Source organism: Pirellulales bacterium, assembly GCA_019694455.1.
Lineage (GTDB): Bacteria > Planctomycetota > Planctomycetia > Pirellulales > JAEUIK01 > JAIBBY01.
Map to the genome: position 1 here is coordinate 1 of JAIBBY010000022.1, position 18,512 is coordinate 18,512.

Annotated in this window: 15 protein-coding genes; 8 read left to right on the forward strand and 7 right to left on the reverse strand. The window is 64.2% G+C overall.

The window, feature by feature from the left end; translation table 11 throughout:
* Nucleotides 1-292 (reverse strand): RsmD family RNA methyltransferase (locus tag K1X71_10660; protein MBX7073598.1); only part of this gene is annotated, 292 nt, incomplete at its 3' end.
* An 809-nt stretch (nt 293-1,101) separates the two neighbouring features.
* Between K1X71_10660 and K1X71_10665 the strand changes: the two genes are divergently transcribed.
* The 4 genes from K1X71_10665 (at nt 1,102) to K1X71_10680 (ending at nt 5,957) form a co-directional block, all read left to right on the forward strand.
* On the forward strand, nt 1,102-1,671 hold the full coding sequence (locus K1X71_10665; GenBank protein ID MBX7073599.1) for a peptidylprolyl isomerase: 570 nt from the start codon (nt 1,102-1,104) through the stop codon (nt 1,669-1,671).
* Between the two features lie 122 nt (nt 1,672-1,793).
* Nucleotides 1,794-3,632 carry a tRNA uridine-5-carboxymethylaminomethyl(34) synthesis enzyme MnmG gene (gene mnmG / locus K1X71_10670; protein ID MBX7073600.1) on the forward strand — a complete coding sequence of 613 codons (1,839 nt, stop codon included), beginning with the start codon at nt 1,794-1,796 and terminating at the stop codon, nt 3,630-3,632.
* A 434-nt stretch (nt 3,633-4,066) separates the two neighbouring features.
* Nucleotides 4,067-4,651, forward strand: a complete 585-nt coding sequence (locus tag K1X71_10675; protein ID MBX7073601.1) for a response regulator — start codon at nt 4,067-4,069, stop codon at nt 4,649-4,651.
* A 142-nt stretch (nt 4,652-4,793) separates the two neighbouring features.
* On the forward strand, nt 4,794-5,957 hold the full coding sequence (locus tag K1X71_10680) for a HAMP domain-containing histidine kinase (GenBank protein ID MBX7073602.1): 1,164 nt from the start codon (nt 4,794-4,796) through the stop codon (nt 5,955-5,957).
* Here the strand turns inward: K1X71_10680 and K1X71_10685 are convergent.
* Together K1X71_10685 and K1X71_10690 are read right to left on the reverse strand one after the other, a co-directional pair.
* The gene (locus K1X71_10685) at nt 5,917-7,698 is read right to left on the reverse strand and encodes a DEAD/DEAH box helicase (GenBank protein MBX7073603.1); all 1,782 of its coding nucleotides are present in this window, start codon (nt 7,696-7,698) and stop codon (nt 5,917-5,919) included. The two genes, K1X71_10680 and K1X71_10685, sit on opposite strands and share 41 nt — an antisense overlap.
* Nucleotides 7,695-8,267: a hypothetical protein gene (locus tag K1X71_10690; protein MBX7073604.1), complete on the reverse strand. Its 573-nt coding sequence runs from the start codon at nt 8,265-8,267 to the stop codon at nt 7,695-7,697. Before K1X71_10690 ends, K1X71_10685 begins: the two co-directional genes overlap by 4 nt.
* A gap of 354 nt (nt 8,268-8,621) precedes the next feature.
* Between K1X71_10690 and K1X71_10695 the strand changes: the two genes are divergently transcribed.
* Nucleotides 8,622-9,086 (forward strand): hypothetical protein, encoded by a 465-nt coding sequence (locus K1X71_10695; protein ID MBX7073605.1) that lies wholly within the window; start codon nt 8,622-8,624, stop codon nt 9,084-9,086.
* A 15-nt stretch (nt 9,087-9,101) separates the two neighbouring features.
* Here the strand turns inward: K1X71_10695 and K1X71_10700 are convergent, their stop codons facing one another.
* The 4 genes from K1X71_10700 to K1X71_10715 form a co-directional block, all read right to left on the reverse strand.
* Nucleotides 9,102-10,520: a magnesium chelatase gene (locus K1X71_10700; protein ID MBX7073606.1), complete on the reverse strand. Its 1,419-nt coding sequence runs from the start codon at nt 10,518-10,520 to the stop codon at nt 9,102-9,104.
* Between the two features lie 81 nt (nt 10,521-10,601).
* The gene (gene trpD, locus K1X71_10705; protein ID MBX7073607.1) at nt 10,602-11,609 is read right to left on the reverse strand and encodes an anthranilate phosphoribosyltransferase; all 1,008 of its coding nucleotides are present in this window, start codon (nt 11,607-11,609) and stop codon (nt 10,602-10,604) included.
* Nucleotides 11,610-11,708: 99 nt separating this feature from the next.
* Nucleotides 11,709-13,223, reverse strand: coding sequence for a hypothetical protein (locus K1X71_10710; GenBank protein MBX7073608.1), 1,515 nt, complete (start codon nt 13,221-13,223; stop codon nt 11,709-11,711).
* A 6-nt stretch (nt 13,224-13,229) separates the two neighbouring features.
* Nucleotides 13,230-14,429, reverse strand: a complete 1,200-nt coding sequence (locus tag K1X71_10715) for a hypothetical protein (protein ID MBX7073609.1) — start codon at nt 14,427-14,429, stop codon at nt 13,230-13,232.
* Between the two features lie 125 nt (nt 14,430-14,554).
* Here K1X71_10715 and hemE point away from each other — a divergent pair, with 125 nt between their 5' ends.
* From hemE to K1X71_10730, 3 genes are read left to right on the forward strand one after another with little or no spacing between them, the layout of a single operon-like run.
* Nucleotides 14,555-16,552 carry a uroporphyrinogen decarboxylase gene (hemE, locus tag K1X71_10720; GenBank protein MBX7073610.1) on the forward strand — a complete coding sequence of 666 codons (1,998 nt, stop codon included), beginning with the start codon at nt 14,555-14,557 and terminating at the stop codon, nt 16,550-16,552.
* Complete coding sequence (locus K1X71_10725; GenBank protein ID MBX7073611.1) at nt 16,549-17,775, forward strand: MFS transporter; 1,227 nt, start codon at nt 16,549-16,551, stop codon at nt 17,773-17,775. Before hemE ends, K1X71_10725 begins: the two co-directional genes overlap by 4 nt.
* Nucleotides 17,772-18,434: a hypothetical protein gene (locus K1X71_10730; protein ID MBX7073612.1), complete on the forward strand. Its 663-nt coding sequence runs from the start codon at nt 17,772-17,774 to the stop codon at nt 18,432-18,434. The genes K1X71_10725 and K1X71_10730 overlap by 4 nt, the downstream gene beginning before the upstream one ends.
* Nucleotides 18,435-18,512 lie beyond the last annotated feature (78 nt).

Below are 18,512 nucleotides of genomic sequence, written 5' to 3' on the forward strand. Positions count from 1 at the left end.
GATGGCGCTCGATCAGCACGGCACGCTCGGCGCCACGGCTCATGGCCTCCAGTCCCAAGGCGCCGGTGCCGGCGAACAGGTCGATCGCCTGGCGCCCCTTGACGTCGCTCTGGACTAAGTTGAACACCGCCTCGCGGACGCGATCTTTCATTGGCCGGGTGCGCTCGTCGCCGCTGTATTTGAGTTTGCGGCCGCGAAACAGCCCACCAATGATCCGCAGACCGGCCAGGGGCGGTCGATCGCCGCGTCCGCCGGCAAAGCGGGGATTTTTAGGTTTTGCGCGTTTGGCCATAGGGGTTGTTGTGCGTGGGTGGTGGAAATCTCGAGGGCAGATCGCCAGTCGAACCCTGGAAGCTCGCGTGACGTTTCCTATGATAGTGGCATTCCATCGCCGACTTACGCGAAATCCAGAGCTATAAGGGAAATTCACCGATGCGGTTCAGCCTTGGTTTGGTTTTGATGATCGTGGCAGCTTGCGGCATGTCCGCTGTGGTACGTGCGCAGGAGGAAAAAGCGGCCGATCCGGCCGCGGCGGCGACAGAACCGGCCGCAGAACCGGCAGCAGTGGCCGTACCCGAGCAAAAGCCCGCGGAGGCGCCAGCGGCGGCGCCGGCGACTTCGCCCGATGAAGGGACGACGCCCGAGTTTCGCGAGCAGATCCAGGCCTGGAAGGATCTGCTGAAGCAATTGCGCGAACTGCAAGTGCGCTACAAAGTGGCCAAGCCGGCCGAGCGCGCCCCGATCGAAGAAGAATACAACAAGCTGATCGCGCAAGGCGAGGCGATGGCGCCGAAGCTGCTCGAGGCCACGCTGGGGGCGTACAAGGCGCACCCCAACAAGAACCAAGAGGTGTCGCAGTTTTTGATCTCGCGAGTCGATTCGGACATCAAGAACGACCGCTATCAGCAGGCGTTTGATGTGGCCCAGGCGCTGATCGAGAACAACTTTCCCAATCCCGCGTTGTACGAACTGGCGGGCACGGCGGCCTTTGCGCTGAACGACTTCGACGCGGCGGAAAAGTACTTCAAACTGGCCGAAGAAAACAAGGCGCTCGGCGAGCAGGGCAAGCTGTATCAGGGGGAGATTCCCGCCTATCGCGAGATGTGGGCCAAGGAGCAAGAACTGCGCGCCGCGGAGGCCAAGGCCGACGACCTGCCGCGCGTGCTGCTGAAGACGACGCAGGGAGACATTGTGCTGGAACTGTTCGAGAACGAAGCTCCTAACTCAGTGGCCAACTTCATCCATTTGGTGGAGAAGGGCTATTACAACAACCTGAGCTTCCATCGCGTCATCCACGGCTTCATGGCCCAAGGAGGCGATCCCAAGGGAGACGGTTCGGGCGGCCCCGGCTACACCATCGCCTGCGAGTGCTTTGAGCCGAATCACCGCAATCACTTCGCCGGCACGCTCAGCATGGCGCATGCCGGGCGCGACACGGGCGGCTCGCAGTTTTTTCTTACCTTTCGGCCGACACCGCATCTCAATCCGTCGGCCGACATGAAGAGCGGACACACCGTGTTTGGCCGCGTGATCGAGGGGTATGACAATCTGGTGAAGCTCAAGACCGCCGATCCGCAAAAGCCGGGCAAGCCAGACAAGATTCTGGAGGCCAAGGTGCTGCGCAAGCGCGAGCACGAGTACACGCCCCAGACCAAGCCGGACGCTGCCTGATCGAGCGTATTTCCATTAGCTTCCCCACAACGCCGTGCGGTCGAACCTGACCGGCACGGCGTTGTTGTTGGATCGCGGCATTTTGAGCGATTAACCGCGCGCCGGTCCGGTATCATGCGGTGATGAGCACGAGCGTTTACGATTTTGATGTGGTGGTGGTCGGCGCCGGTCATGCGGGTGTCGAGGCGGCGCTGGCGGCCGCGCGGATCGGCGCTAATACGGCGCTACTGACCACAAGCTGCGACACTGTCGGCCAGATGAGCTGCAATCCGGCCATCGGCGGCGTCGCCAAGGGGCAGATTGTCCGCGAAATCGACGCCCTAGGGGGCGCCATGGGGCGGGCCATCGACGCCACGGGCATCCAGTTCCGCATGCTCAATCGGCGCAAGGGCCCGGCCATGCACAGCCCGCGGGCGCAGGCCGACAAGCGGGCGTATCAACTCGAAATCAAGCGCATCGTCGAGGAGCAACCCCTGCTGGCGCTGCGACAAGAAACGGTTGAGGACTTGCTGGTCGAACCGTGCATTGAGGCCGCGCCGCAATGCGAGCAGCGCGTGACCGGTGTGCGGGTGCGCGGCGACGCGATCTATCGTGCCCGCGCGGTGGTCATCACAACCGGCACGTTTTTGCAGGCGGTGATGCACACCGGCGAGGCGAAGACGCCGGGGGGCCGCGCGGGGGAAGGAACGACGACCGGCATCAGCCAGGCGCTGGCGCGACTGGGCTTTGACCTGCGGCGATTCAAGACCGGCACGCCGGCGCGACTGAATGGCCGCACCATCGACTATGACCGCACCGAGCTGCAGCCGGGCGACGACGACCCGCGGCCCTTCTCGTTTCTCAATCAGCGCGTCGAGCAAGAACAGGTTCCGTGCTGGATCACCTACACCAACGAAGCGGTTCACGAGTTGATTCGCGCCAATCTGCATCGCGCGCCGATGTACAGCGGGCAGATTCAATCGACCGGCCCGCGCTATTGCCCTTCGATCGAAGACAAAGTGGTGCGATTCGCGGATAAGGATCGACATCAGTTGTTTCTTGAGCCGGAGGGGCGCCGCACGCAAGAGGTGTACGTCAATGGCATTTCGACCAGCCTGCCGCGCGACGTGCAGGACCAGATGTTCCGCCAGATACCTGGCTTGGAGCGGGCGCAGATCATGCGCTATGGCTACGCGGTGGAGTACGACTTCGCGCCGCCCGAGCAGTTGACGCCGACTTTGGAAACCAAGCGCGTGGCCGGTCTGTATTTTGCGGGGCAGATCAACGGCACGACCGGCTATGAAGAGGCCGCTGCCCAGGGATTGATCGCGGGCGCAAGCGCCGCGCTAGCGCTCTCGGGCGCCGATCCGTTGGTGCTGGACCGCAGCGAGGGGTACATCGGCGTATTGATCGACGACCTGGTGACCCGCGGCGTGGATGAGCCGTACCGCATGTTCACCAGTCGCGCCGAATACCGCTTGTTGCTGCGTCACGACAACGCCGACCGCCGACTGACGCCAGTTGGTCGCCGCGCGGGGTTGGTTGACGACGAGCGCTGGCAGCGCTATTCGACCAAGCAAGCCGAGATTGCGCGAGTCGCCCAACGGCTCGAAAGCGCGCGGTTTGGCGAAACCCCGCTCGCGCGCGTGCTGCGGCGCACGGAGACGGAGTGGAGCGACCTGGCCGCGTATCTGCCGGAGTTGGCGGAAGTGACCACTGAAGTGGCGGAGCAAGTGACCAACGACCTGAAATACTCAGGCTACGTCGCCCGCCAACAGATCGACATCGATCGTCAGAGGCGGCTGGCCGAAAAGCGAATCCCCGATAGCTTCGACTATGCGCGGGTGGTGCAGTTGCGGATCGAAGCGCGCGAGAAGCTGACGCGAGTGCGCCCGCGTACCTTGGCGCAGGCGGGGCGGATCAGCGGGATCACGCCGGCCGATTTGGCGCTGGTGATAGTACACCTAGAGGGGAGAAAATAGGGGCGCGAGGGCGGTTGTGGGCAGCTTGGGCGGGGCTGATTGGAATGGTCGCCAAGCCAATTGATGCGACTTGTTTTGCCCCATTCACCTCTCTGACGGAGGCTTCCTGTTTTTTGTCACAAAGTTTTACCAATCGACTTAATCCTATTGGTGACATGAACTTACGCGCTGAAAACCGATATTGACTCAGCATTAGTCGCCGTTATAATGCCCACGGTTGGCAAATTCGGTAAACCTGGAAGGACCGGATGAGCCTATCGATTGCGGAAGCCACCCCGACTGAACGGATTACGGACCTGAAGGCCGGGCTCCGAGGGTGGCAGTCGCACACGGATGATTCAGGAATCGCGACCTCCTTGCGTTAGGGAGCTACCGGGATTCCCGCTCTTACGTACCTTGCCATCGGCTAGGGAGAGGGGTGGTAGGAACCAACTATGAAGACGGTATTCACAACCGGCGAAGCGGCAAAAATTTGTAAGGTTAGCCAGCAAACCATCATTCGTTGCTTTGACTCTGGGCAATTGAAGGGATTCAGGGTGCCTGGAAGCCGATTCCGTCGAATCCCCCGGCATGAGCTGTACATGTTCATGCGGGACAACGGCATCCCGACCGACGCCCTGGAAAGCGGCAAGCGCAAGATTCTGGTCGTCGACGACGATCGCGAATTGGTTGAGCTAATCACCGATGTGCTCGACCGCGATGGCCGTTTTGAAGTCCGCAGTGTCAACAACGGCTTCGATGCCGGCATGATGGTCAAGGAGTATCATCCCGACCTGATCGTGCTCGACGTCATGCTGCCGGACATCAACGGCAAGGAAGTTTGCCAGCGCGTGCGCACCGACAAGACGATGGACGATGTGCGGATCATCTGCATCTCGGGCATGGTCGAGTCGAACAAGATCGACGAGTTGCGTGCCGCGGGCGCCAACGACTTCATGCACAAACCGTTTGAGATCGACGCCCTGATGGATCGCATCTGCCAGTCGCTCGACATCGAAGCGGCGGCCACTGCGGGCTAACAGCAAGCCGACGGCCCTGACGGACCGTTCGCCCATTTGCCGCACTATCGCTAAACTCACAGCCGAGGCGCATTCGCCCTCGGCTGTTTTTTTTTTGCTCTCCACCTGCCAGCGAAGTGCAACGGTTGGCGAAATTGTCCTGATGCAGCGATTGCCCGGCATTCAGATCGGCGAGCGAGTCTACTATTTGCCGTGCGCTGCGCGCGCGGCGACCGCATTGGCCCAAGCGATGATCGAGCCGGGGCCAGACGCCACCGCCATTCTGGCCGAGGCGCTGGCGAACGACGAATCGCTGGCGCTGTGGTCAGAGTGTCACGCGCGACAACACGCGAACACCACGGCCGATTTGCCGGCTTGGATTGCCGAGCGGGCCGTGGAATTGCTCTCGTCGGAACCCTTGGCAATGACCAACGACGGCGAACTGGCCAGCCGGCTAGCTGCTTTGGAAACGCGCGAGCCGGCGGATCGCGAAGGCATTTCGCTGGCGGCGCTGGCGCGGCGATTGCGGCGGCAATTGGCGATCGAGGCTGAATTCGTGGCCGCGCTCGAACGTGAAAAGCTCGAATCGCTGGCCGAATTCGCTGCTGGCGCCGGACATGAGATCAACAACCCCTTGGCGGTGATCTCCGGCCGCGCACAACTCTTGCTCGCGGGGGAGAAGCACCCCGACCGACGCCGCGATCTGGCCACGATCCATGCGCAAGCGCGGCGCGTGCATGAGATGATCCTGGACCTGATGCTGTTCGCGCGGCCGCCGCTGCCCGAGCTTGCAACGGTCGACCTTCGGCGCGTGGTGGAACTAGCCGCTATCGAAACGGGGCGACAGCCGGCGCCGGGCACGGCTGAGTTGAACGTCGATCTGCCACAGGCGCCGGTGCTGGCGCGGGCCGACGAGGGGCAATTGGTGGTTGCGCTACGGACGCTGGTCGACAACGCCCTGGAGTTTGCGCCGAATAGCACAATCGACATCTCTTTATGCGTGAGGCAAAGCGTTGGTGGCGCGCCGGAGGCGCTCTTTGCGGTGCGCGATCATGGCGAAGGCATATCGCCCGAGACGCGCCGGCACTTGTTCGATCCGTTTTATTCGGGGCGGTCGGCGGGGCGCGGCCTGGGCATGGGACTGGCCAAGTGCTGGCGCATTGTCGTCGGCTTGCATGGCGGGACACTGGCAGTAACGAGCGAGCCAGGACAGGGGGCGACCTTCACGATCGGGTTGCCAGCGCTTGCCGCGGCGGCCGACTCGACGCCGCCGGCGCCGCATTTTGCTACGCGGCCAAGCGCCCCGTCGCGGCACAGCGCAGATTGAACAGGCCGAAGATTTCGTCGCGGCTGAGCCCCAAGTCTTCTTTCACGCCCGACTCGGCGCCGGCCAGCACGAGGTCGAAGATTTCGCGCTTCTGCTCCAGCACTTCGTTGATGCGTTCTTCAATCGTGCTGGCGGCAAGAAACCGCGTGACGGTCACGGGCGACTGCGCGCCGATGCGATGCGCGCGGTTGATCGCCTGATCTTCGATCGCGGGGTTCCACCAGCGGTCGAACACAAACACATAGCTGGCGAACTGTAGATTGAGGCCCACCCCGCCGGCCCCGTAGCTGATGAGCAATATCGGGCGATGCTTGTCGTTGCGAAACGTCTCTAGCACGCCATCGCGCTGCGCTGAGGGCAGTTGTCCATGAAACTCCAAGGGGCGAAAGCTGGCTAGCCGCTGCGACAAGGTCTGCAGCGTGGAGACCCATTGGCTGAAGACAATCGCCTTTTGCCCGCTGGCGACCACCTCTTCGAGGTCGGCGTAGAGCCGATCGAACTTAACGCTCTCGCCGGTGGCGGGATCGAAGTTGCAGATTTGCTTGAGCCGCAGGATCAACTCGAAGACGTGTTGAATGGTGGCGCCTTCACCCATGGCGGTCAGTCGCAGCACCCCTTCTTCTTCGGCCAGACGATATGTCTCGCGTTGGTGGGGGCCTAGTTCCAGCGCGGCGTCGCGCAGCAGCTTGGGGGGCAGGTCTTTTAGCACCTGCTCCTTTTGCCGCCGCAGCAAATAGTCGCTGGCCAGCTTGCCGAGCCGCGAGGCCTTCATGTCGCTCGACAAATAACCGGGCGAAAGAAACTCAAAAATCCCGACCAGGTCTTCCGCGCTGTTCTCGATAGGGGTGCCGGTGAGCGCCCAACTGCGGCGCCGCGGGATCGATCGCGCCGTCTCCGCCGTGGCGCTGGCGCGGTTTTTGATTCGCTGCGCTTCGTCGAGCGCCACCAGGTCGAAGGCGGGGCGCAGCGTGCGCACCAGATCGCGATCGCGCACCAGTAGCTCGTAGTTGGCGATCTTGATCGGCGCGTCGACCTCGCGCCATTGCCAGGCGCGGCGCTCCTGATCGCCGCCAATCACGCTGATCGGTATTTCGGGCGCCCATTGCGCCAGTTCGCGCTGCCAGTTGGTGACCAGCGGCTTGGGACAGACGACCAGCACGCTGCGCACCTCGCCCGCGCGGAGCAACAGGCGCATGGCGGTGATGGCCTGCATGGTCTTGCCCAGCCCCATTTCGTCGGCCAGCAGGGCCGCCACTCGCGGGTAGAGAAACGCCACCCCTTCGAGTTGGTAGGGGAAGGGGTGCGAGGGGACCGCCAGTTGATGCCCCGCCATCCAAACTTCCAGCGGCGGCTGCAGCACGTAGTAGAGGCGGTCCTCGAGCTTGATCGCGTCGGCCGGCGCTCGCAGCCGCACATAGGCGGCGCCTGCCGGGCGCGGCGGTCGCGCAGCGGGGGGCGGCGTGGCGCTGGCGGGGGGCGGCTCGCAAGGGGCGGCGAATCGCACGCTGGTAATCGCCGGCAGGTTTGGCGGCGCCAACAAACGCAGCAGGCTGCTCACTGGCGGCGGCCCAGCGGACGCCGGCAATTGCGTCGCCACGGCGATTGCGGGCGGCGCGAATTGGGGGGTGATGGCGGTCGGCTCGACTGGTCGCCAGTCGCCAGTCGGCAGCAACAGCGGCGCAGCGAGCGCCGGCGCCCAGCCACCGCCGATCGTAAGCAGGTCCGTTGTGGCAGGCGTCATCGGCCGGCTCGCTGCGCTTCGTCAATCGCTTCTTCGATGCGCGCGAACGGTTCGGCCAGGTCAAAATCGTCGGCCAGTTGGCGCAGTCGCTCGACGAGCGCCGACTCGTCGGATTGCCAGGCGGCCTTGACGCCTAATTGTTGGCGACCGATCACCACGCGATGTAGCGCGGCGCGCGGGCGCTGGGGGCCGTCGATGCGCCAAGTGGGCCCAGTCGCGGCATCGGTTGCGCCGGCCGCATCGCTGGCCAGCACCAGCGCGACTGGCGCGCGGACAAACTCGCGCACGGCCAGGGCGGCCTCGCGATTGGTGCAGATCGCGATTGGCTGCAGGCTGCTTTTTTCGATCAGCGCGCGGCCGATGTGTTCGCCGTACAAAAAGGGCTCCAACGTGGGGCCGTACAAAATTTCTTGCGCCCGATTGGGCTTGAGCGGCGCCGTGCAATGAAACTCCAGCGGGCGGCCGGCTAAATTCAGCAGCAGATAGCCGCCGAACAGCCCGTGAGGCTCGCGCTGGATCACTGTGAGAAAACCGAGTGCCGCTGGCGACTTTGTGTCGCTCGACGTCATGCAAAGCTTCCCTGCGTTGCCAGAGGCGCCTTGCGCCCCAACGGGTTCCGACGGCGCGCGAAGCGCCGCAAGTAGCATCGGGCAGACGGGTTTTCGACTTGAGCCCCCCTGCTGGGCGAGGTGATCTTGGGTCGCGTTTTCCCCGGAATGCGCAGACCACGGCGGCAGACCATGCACAATCGCTACAGTTTGCGCGTAATTGGGAGGGCGGGTTCTGTCAATGCTGCGAGAGCAAGTTGGCCGCTAGCAAGAATTTGCCGCGCGAGTTTTGGGCGCGCTACTCGACGCTCGGCGCAGCGGCTGTTTATACTCGGCACTGGCAAATTCATTCGGGCACTCGCAATCATTCCCATCATGACGCAAGAATCTCGGCACCCGGCGCTTTTCACGCAAGTCGACATCACCGCGGCCACCAACCCGATCTCCGACGAAGACTCGTCGGAGGTTTCGCAACTTCTGCGGCAGGTGGTGGCTGGCCAGGACCGGCACAACGAACTGCTTGAAGAGTTGGTGAACCAATTGGGGTCCGCGCAGCGACAACGCGCGTTGGAACTGCGTCAGTGGAAGCAATCCAACCCGCGTCTGGCCAAGGCATGCCGCGCTGCGGCCGAGGCGCTATCGCGCGTGCAGACCGAGTTCCTCGAACGGCTGACCGACGAGGTGAACGGCGATCCCGAAGTGCTGCTGGAAGGGGACTTCATGCTCACCGAGTTCGTCGATCGGTTTGGACCTCGGTTGGCCCATCTCAACGGCGTCTTGCAAGTGCTGTCGCAACTGAGCAGCACCCCCAACGCCGCGACGCCGCCGAACCCCGCCTAAGCCGCGGACCGGTGGCTAGCGAATCTCGTAGGTGATGCGGCCGTGCTGCTGCGAGCGGCTGACGCGCTCGCTGGCATAGAGACCGGCCAGCACAAACTCGACGCACGACGCCCGCATGGCGGGTTCGCTCGAGGCGTTGACTTCGAAAGCCTTTTCCCAGGCCGGCGGCACGCGCTGCAGCCGCTGGGCGTATTGCGAGCTAGGCAACAGGTCGCCCACCTCGATCTTGACTCCTTGGCCGAAGATCTCGCCGATCTCGTCGAGCCCGTGCTTGTCGACGTACTCCTCGAAGACGTTCTTCACCGCGTCGGCGATGATCGCGTCCAGCACTTGGCGCTCGCTGAGTTGATGGCTGCTCATCAGGTCGAGCTCCAGCTTGCCCAGGCTCGATGCGTAGAGGTGCCCCAGATCGCTGATGCGCGGCACGGCGGGGCGTTCCCCCAAGCGTACGCCGCGCTGCCGAGCGCTGGCCACCATGGTGCGATAGTTGGCGATCGAAAACCGCGCGCTCACGCCCGACTGATGATCGACGAACTTCGACTTGCGCGCGACGCGGCTGATTTCCTCGATCACCTCGCGCATGAAATACGGCACATGCACCGGAAAATCGCCCCCCAGATCGATCGCCGCCTCTTGCTCCATGATCTGGATGCCTTGATCGCGGTCGACCGGGTAGTGCGTGTGGATCACGGAGCCAATGCGGTCCTTAAGTTGCGGGATCACCTTGCCCGAGCGGTTGAACGTCGAGGGATTCGCGCTGAACAAGATCAAGACGTCGATATCGAACTTGACCGGATAGCCGCGAATCTGCACGTCGCGCTCTTCCAGAATATTGAAGAGGCCGACCTGCACCAATTCGTCGAGTTCGGGCAGTTCGTTCATGGCGAAGATGCCGCGGTGCATCCGCGGAATCAGACCAAAGTGCAACGAATCTTCGGCGGCCATGCTCACCCCGCCCGCGAGTTTGGCCGGGTCGATCTCGCCGATCAGATCTGCGAACTTGGTGCCGGGAGACAGCCGCTCGGCGTAGCGCTGATCGCGCGGCCACCAACCGATCGGCACTTGCTCGTCGGGCGTCTCGGCGAGAAAGCGCCGCACCACGCCGGTGAGCGGACGATAGGGGTCTTCGTGAAACGGCGCCTCGGGAATATCGACGTATGGAATCTCTTCGTCGAGAAAGCGCGTCAGCGAGCGCATCAAACGGCTCTTGGCCTGTCCCTTCTCGCCGAGAAACAACAGGTCGTGCTGCGACAACAGCGCGATGTTGATCTCAGGGATCACGGTGTTTTCGTAACCGATGATGCCTGGGAACAGCTCGTCGCCGCGGGCCAGCGCCGCCAGAAAGTTGTCGTAGATCTCCTGCTTGACCGACTTCGAGACCCAGCCGCTGTCGCGTAGTTCGCTCAGCGTGGCCGGTTTGGCGGCGATGCTCATTCGATGATTCCGCGGGGCGCTAAGAAATGGGACAAGCCCAATTATAGCGCTCGTGGCCACTTGGCCAACTGCCGGCGCGCGTCAAGCGTTGGTCAGTTCGATCAGACGGCGCAACACATCGCGCGCGGCGCCGGAATCGATCGCTGCCGCGGCTTGCTCGGCCGCCTGTCGCGGATCGCTGACGCGCTCGACCGCGATCAGCGCCGCCGCCGCGTTGATGACCACGATGTCGCGCGCCGGACCAGCCTCACCTGCGAGCACGGTGCGGATCATCTCCGCGCTCTCGGCAGGACCCGACACAGAGAGGGGCGCCAGGCTCGATCGCTCCAGTCCGAATACCTGGGGCGTCCAATCGAATTCGCGCGTGGTCGCTTCGCTTACTTCAGTCACGCGCGTGTTGTCGGCGAGGGTCACTTCGTCCAGACCGTCGGCGCCGCACACCACCAGCGCTCGCCGCGTGCCCAATAACGCCAGCGCCTGGGCCAGTTGCGGTCGGCGATCGTCGTGCCCCACGCCCAGCAATTGATACGGCGCGCCGGCCGGATTGGTAAGCGGGCCGAGCAGGTTGAAGATGGTCGGCATCTCCAATTGCCGTCGCACCTCGGCCACATGCCGCATCGATTGGTGCAAGAGCGGCGCAAAGCAAAAACAGAGGCCCAACTCGTCCAGGCATTGTTCGACTCTTGACACCTCAATCTCGACGTTCACGCCCAGCGCGATCAGCACATCGGCCGAGCCACTGCGACTGGTCGCGCGGCGATTGCCATGCTTGGCGACCGCCACCCCGGCGGCGGCCGCGACAATGGCGGTCGCGGTGCTGATGTTGAACGTGCCCGAGCCATCGCCCCCGGTGCCGCAGGTGTCGAGCAGATTGGCGCGTTGGCTGCGAATGGGAGTCATGTGGCGGCGCATGGCCGTGGCGGCGCCGGCAATCTCTTCGACCGTCTCCCCCTTCATGGCGAGGCCAGTGAGCAACAAGGCGATTTCCTGCGGGCGGCACTGGCCGCGCATCACCTCGTCGATGGCGGTGGCCATTTCTTCTTGCGTCAGGTCTTGGCCATTGGCGATGCGGCCAATCGTTTCGTGAATCACGCGCGCGGCTTCCTGAACTGCGAATGGATGGCCCCTGTAGCGTGTCGGCGCGGCCTGCACGCTGCCCAACGATTCTACTCCGTCTGGCAGGCGGGGCTATTGCACGGCTGGCGGCCGAATCTCCAGCACCGTCCCTTGCCGGTCCTCATACACGACGCGCGAGCGCGGGTGGGCGACGGCGGCGCGATGCAAGAATGACTGACGGGCGCGGTCGATCACCAGATACCGCAATTGGCGGTGGTCGACCACATCGAGCCATGCCGCCGCGCCGCTGGCCAGCGCCTGGTAGTCTTGCCTCGCCGCCAGCGGCGCTGTGGCTTCGTTTAACAACAGCGGCCGTAACTTGCCGCCAGACTGCCAAGCCAAGTAGCCCGACCAGTCTCGCGGGGCAAAGCAGTTGCCGGCGAGATCTTCGCGGCGGACTGCCTGCCCAACAAAGTAAGGCGTGTCGGCAGACACGATTGTCGCCAGCGGTCGCGGGTTCCCGCTGATCAGGGCCGCCAGTGGCGGCGACCAGACCATTGCGGCGAACAGGGCGCCGGTGGCGACGCCGGTATTGAGCATGGTGCGCGGCGCGGTGTCGGCTAGCGCAAGCCGTTCATCGCCATGAAACTCGTGAATGATACGCAGCGCATGCGGAGCAAGCGCCCAGGCGAGCGTAAGCGACCAAATTGGCAACCACTCCGTATGAGTGGCGGTGGCGGCGCCGACGAGCAACAGAGGCAACGCCTCCGCCAGACGAAACGGCGCCGGACTACAACGCAACACAATCGCCAACAGCGCGAGTGATATGGCGAATCCCCAGCTACCGGGGGACGCCATGGAGAGTGGCGAGCCGGCGCCCGAACCCAGCAGGCCGCGAAGTCCCAGCGGCGCGCAGCCGGCGCACGCTACGGCCGCCAAGGTTAAACAAAGATCGCGTCTGGTCAGCGCATTGCCGATGCGACGCCAGCGATGGTCTACTCGTCGCCCGAGCAGCCAGCATGCCAACACCGCCAAGCCGAGCGCCGCCGAGCGATCGCAGTTGGCCCAGAGCAAGAACAAAAGTGGCAACCAATAGGGTAGCGCATGCCGCGATTGCGGCGGCGAGATGGCGACCAAGAGCGCCGCAAACGCCGCCATGCCCAATATCTGTGGGCCAGGTCCGCCGAGCGCGGGCCAGATTAGCAGCATGGCCGCCAGCGCGACCGGAGTGGCCAGATGCGTCGAACCGGCGCGGCGCCGCGCCGCCACCATCGCCAGCGCCACCGTGGCCGCAATGGCCAGCGCGCGCAGCGCCAAGAGGCCATCGCCGCCGAACCTCGCCGCGACCGCATACAACGCGCACTGCGCCAGCCACTGGTGCTGATTCGTCGCGGCCCGCACGGTGGAGGCGACCAGCGGGTCGCTGGCAGGCAGCGCGCGGTGTTCGACAAGCCAGCGCCCCTGGGCGACAGCGTTCCAAGTTTCGGTTGGCAGCGGGGCCAAGCTGGCCACTAGCGCCACCACTGCAATCCCTAGCGCCGCGACCATGGGGCCGCGCCCGATGCGCGGCAGCACGCTCCAACCCTGAATCACTCCGCTGCGGGGTGGGAAATCTAATGCGGGCGAATTGTCTGTGAATACTTGCATGGCGCTTTATTCGTCGGCGTGTTGCGGCGGAGTTTGTCGGCGCGCCAACTGAGATTGCGCCGCGCGCCAGGCTTGAAACGGCTCTTGCGATCTCCACAGACAGAGTGCCCTCGCCGCATGCGAAAAGGGTCCGTATTCGGCTGATAGCGTGGCCTGGTCCACCTCGATCATCGACCGCGCCAGCCACTGGGCGGCGCGGACAATACACTCGCGCGAGGGTTGCGCGGCCTCGGGCGCCAGCGCCAGCCACTCCAAATGATGCCCCGTGGCCAAGATGCGATCGGCAAGCGGCGTGGTCGCGTTGGTTGTGGCCGGCCGCTGCCACTCGCGCCGCCAGTAGCCTTCTGGCGACTGCGTGCTCATCAACAGCCCGCTGACCTCCGAAAGATGCGCCACAATGCGCCGCCGTTGCCGGTCGCTGAGCGCACGGGCGCGCTCATCGGCGGCCAACAGCACGACCAGCGCTTCCAACCGGTGCGTCCCGGCGCAGACACCGTCGCGCAGCGGCAGATCGATCAGCAAGCGCAGCAGATCATCGATGTTGATCCGCTGCCCGTAATCGTTGATCCACCAGCGCGCGGGACAGGCATAGCGGGCAAAGCTGATGGTCGTCCACTCAAATTCCAGTTGATTGAGGTGATAGCGCCCCAGCGAGCCGAGGAGCAAATCGCGCACCGTGCCGGCGCCTGTGCGGGTGACGATTGGCGCAGCGAGCGGTAGACCACATTCGCCAAGGGTCGCCAAGAGATCGTCGACATGCACCGACGCGGTGGCGGCGGCAGGGTGATCGGCGGTCCAGGGTCGTACTATGATGCGTCCTGATTTTTCCATGACGAGTAGCGGCGCGGCGGCTTCTCCCGCCATCTGCTGAAAGGCGCGATCGTCGGTCAGATAGGCCAGCATCGCCGGGCCGCTTAAGAATCGCGCGTCGCCGAAATCGGCGTTCGGCCCCCAGAGGCGCAGCGCGTGGATGATGTGGTTGGTGTTTGGCGCGCCAGCCGGCGGCTTGAGCCGATCGAGCGCCCGCGCCAATTGCTCATTGGTCGCCACGCGCGGATCGTTGTAGCGCGGCGCGATGACCGCCGGGGTATCGCGCGTCAGCAACACCGAGGGCGCGGCGGGGGGGGGCAGCGCCGTGGCGCGATACAGGAGGCAGAGCGCGAACAGGATCGCCGGGGGAACGGCCCAGGTGAATCGCGCGCTCATGGTAGTAACTCTCCAGAATTTGCACGGCCGCAAGTCCGACGCGCGGCCGCACAAGTATTGCTTTTGCTGGCCGTGCCCGGCGCCTTGGCGGGCGTCTCTTTTGATCGTGCCGCTGGTGGGCTAGCATGAGTGCTTTGCCCCCCGTGCGCAGCGACGGCAGGGGCCTCTCAATCGGCGCACTGAGGCCATTTGTGACGGAAACTCCGAATTTTCAAGGTTTGCGCGTGGCGGCTTTCGAGAGCCGCCGCGCGGAGGACATGGCTCGCCTGGTTGAACGCTTTGGCGGCGTGCCAAGCATCAGTCCCTCGATGCGCGAGTCGCCGCTGGCCGATGCGCGGGGCGCGGTCGACTTTGCCAATCGGTTGTTCACGGGACAGGTTGATCTGGTGATCCTGCTGACCGGCGTGGGGACGCGGGCGCTGGTGACCGCCGTGGAACGCCATGTCGATCGGCAGCGGTTTCTCGACGCGCTCAGCGACGTGACGACGATTGTGCGCGGTCCCAAACCGTTGGTCGTGTTGCGCGAGCTAGGCATACAGCCCACGCTGCAAGCGCCCGAGCCCAACACCTGGCGCGAGGTGCTCAAGATCATCGACGAGCGCGCCTCGATCGCCAACCATACCGTGGCCGTGCAGGAGTATGGTCAGCCCAATCCCAGTCTGATCGCCGGACTCGAAGCGCGCGGCGCCACGGTGCTGCGCGTCAAGGTGTATGACTACGACCTGCCCGAAGACACCGCGCCGCTGGTGGAAAACATTCGCGCCATCATTGCGCGGCGAATTGACGTGGCCCTGTTCACCAGCGGTCAGCAAGTGGTCAATCTGTTGCACATGGCGGCCGAACAGGGAATAACGCGCGAATTGCGCGAAGCGCTGGAGCACGTTGTCATCGCCTCAATCGGGCCGACTACCAGCGAGACGCTGCGCGAGAACGGTCTGGTGGTCGACCTGGAACCAAGTCATCCCAAGATGGGGCATTTGGTGATGGAGTCGGCGGAACGCGCTGCGCAACTGTTGAGCTGGAAGCGCGAAATCGCAGCGATCTTTGCCGCCGAACCGGCCGCGGCGCCGGCCGGGGACCAGCCTTGGTACAACAGCCCCTTTATGAAGGCGTGCCGCCGCGAGCCAACCGAGCACACGCCAATCTGGCTCATGCGCCAAGCGGGGCGCTACCTGCCCGAGTATCGCGAGATTCGCGCGAAGACCACCTTTTTGGAGTTGTGCAAGAATCCGGCGTTGTCGGCCGAGGTGATGATTCGCACCGTCGAGCGGCTGGGGGTCGACGCGGCGATCATCTTCTCCGATCTGCTGCCGATTCTGGAGCCGATGGGATTTGACCTGGAGTTCGCGCAGGGCGAAGGGCCGCAGATTCACAACCCGGTCCGCGAACCGCAAGATGTCGAACGCGTGGTGGAATTGGAGAGCGTCGAGCGGCTGGGCTTTGTGATGGAGACGGTGCGACAAACCCGCGCCGGCCTGCGCACTGAGATTCCGGTGATCGGTTTTGCCGGCGCGCCGTTCACTCTGGCCAGCTATGCGGTGGAAGGAGGGGGCAGCCGCAACTACCTGCATACCAAGACGCTGATGTATCGCGACGAGGGCGCCTGGCGCGAGCTAATGCAGCGCCTCGCGCGCAGCGTGGCGCGTTATCTCAACGCGCAGATCGCCGCTGGCGCGCAGGCAGTGCAAATCTTCGATAGCTGGGTCGGCTGCCTCAGCGTCGACGATTACCGCCGCTACGTGCTTCCGTACACCCGGCAACTCATTGGGCATCTCAAGCGCGGCGTGCCGGTCATCAACTTCGCCACCGGCAATCCGGCGCTATTGCCGCTGTTGTCGGAGGCGGGGGGGGACGTGATCGGCATCGACTGGCGCGTGCGACTGGACGACGCCTGGCAGGCCGTGGGGTACGACCGCGCGGTGCAGGGCAATCTTGACCCGACCGTATTATTTGCCGAACCCGCCGAAATCGAGCGCCGCGCTCAGGAGATTATCGATCAGGCGGCTGGCCGACCGGGTCATATCTTCAACCTGGGGCATGGCGTGCTGCCGCAAACCGCGCCCGACAATGTGCGACGGCTCATCGATTACGTGCGCTCGGCCCGGCCGCGCGCGGGTCAATGAACGCGGGCCGCTCGGCGACCAGCGAGCAGGCCGCGCCGCTAGCGCGCAATGTGCGGGTGCTGGGCTGCACCAGCCTGTTAAACGACATCGCCAGCGAGATGGTTTATCCGCTGTTGCCAGCCTTCGTGAAGGGAGTGCTTGGCGGCAGCGAAGTGACGCTGGGGCTAATGGAAGGCGCGGCGGAAACGGCCGCCAGCCTCCTGAAGCTGGCAAGCGGCAACTGGTCTGATCGCCTCGGCATGCGCAAACCGCTGGTGGTGAGCGGTTACGTCATTGCGGCTTTGGCGCGACCGTTGGGGGCGCTGGTCACCGCGCCGGCGCAACTCGTCGGACTGCGATTGGCCGATCGCGCGGGCAAGGGGATTCGCGGCGCCCCGCGCGACGCTCTGATCGTCGACTCGACGCCCACGGGCGAGCGCGGCCGCGCGTTCGGTTTTCAAAAGGCGATGGATCATCTCGGCGCGGCTATTGGCCCACTGTTGGCTGCGGCGTTCCTGTGGCTGTGGCCGGGCGCCTTGCGCGGGCTGTTTTTGTGGACGATTGTGCCCGGCCTGGCGGTGGTGCTGCTTGTGGTCTTTGGCCTGCGCGAACCGCGGCGCAAACAAGCGGCGCAGGGGTCGATGGAGACACCGCAACCGGGCGTGCCCGCAAGCGCGCCGTTGGGCCGTAACTACGCGCTGTATTTGATCGCCGTGGTGCTGTTCACGCTGGGCAACTCCAGCGATGTGTTCTTGATTGTCCGGGCGCAGGACCTGGGGATTAGCCTGACGGCCATTCCCCTTTTGTGGTCGTTGTTCAGCATCGTCAAGAGCTACGGCAGCCTGGTGGCCGGCAAATGGATTGACCAGTTCGGCGCGCGGCCGCTGCTGGTCATTGCCTGGATCGTGTACGCGGCGGTTTATCTGGCGTTCGCCTTTGCCAGTCAGAAATGGCAAATCTGGGGACTGTTCATCGCCTACGCGCTCTTTTTCGCATTGGCCGAACCGGCGGAGCGGGCGCTGGTGGGCAACCTTGCGCCCGCCCATCGGCGGGGCGCCGCGTTTGGATGGTTTCATTTTGCCACCGGCGTGGCGGCGTTTCCGGCCAGCGTGGTGTTTGGTTGGCTCTACAAACAATATGGCGCCGGCGTGCCGTTCTCACTCGGCGCTTGCCTGGCGGGGGTGGCGGCGATCTTGTTATTCTTTGTTCGACTGCCCGACCCCGCCCTGGGAGCGACCTCATGAAAGCTGCTTGCGTTGTTGTTTGGACCATGCTGCTGGCGACTCTCGCCGCAATCACCGCGGCCAAGGAGCCAGACGGAAACGCTTGGGAAGGCGCCATCGCGCGCTTCGAGTCGATCGACCGAGAGAACATGCCGGCGCCGGGGGGCATCGTCTTCGTCGGTAGCTCAAGCATTCGCCTATGGGACACCAAGGAGTCGTTTCCCGACTTGGCCATCACCAATCGGGGCTTCGGTGGTTCGCAGGCGAGCGACGTGCTCGAGTTCGCCGACCGCATCGTCATCCAGTATCGACCGCGGTTGATCGCGTTCTACGCGGGCGACAACGATCTGGCCGCCGGCGAGACGCCGCAGCAAGTGCTGGCTGACTTCCGGGCGTTCGCCGATCAGGTGTTTGCCGCCTTGCCCGAGACGAAGATCTTGTTTCTGGCGATCAAGCCGAGTCCCGCGCGCATCAAGTTGCTGGACACCCAAGAGCGCGCGAACCGGTTGATCGAGGAGTATTGCCAGCAAGCGCCACGATTAACATTCGTCGATCTGGCCGCGGTGCTGCTCGACGACCAGGGCCAGCCCATCGACAAATACTATGCGCCCGATCGACTGCACCTGAGCGCCGCCGGCTACGAGGCGTGGACCAAGGCGCTGCGACCGCTGCTTAAATAGGCGCCGCTGGTCGCTCGCGGGCGCGGCAATTATCGTGGTGGCTTGGATTTCAAGTTAGGGCCCCAGAAACGCGCTGAC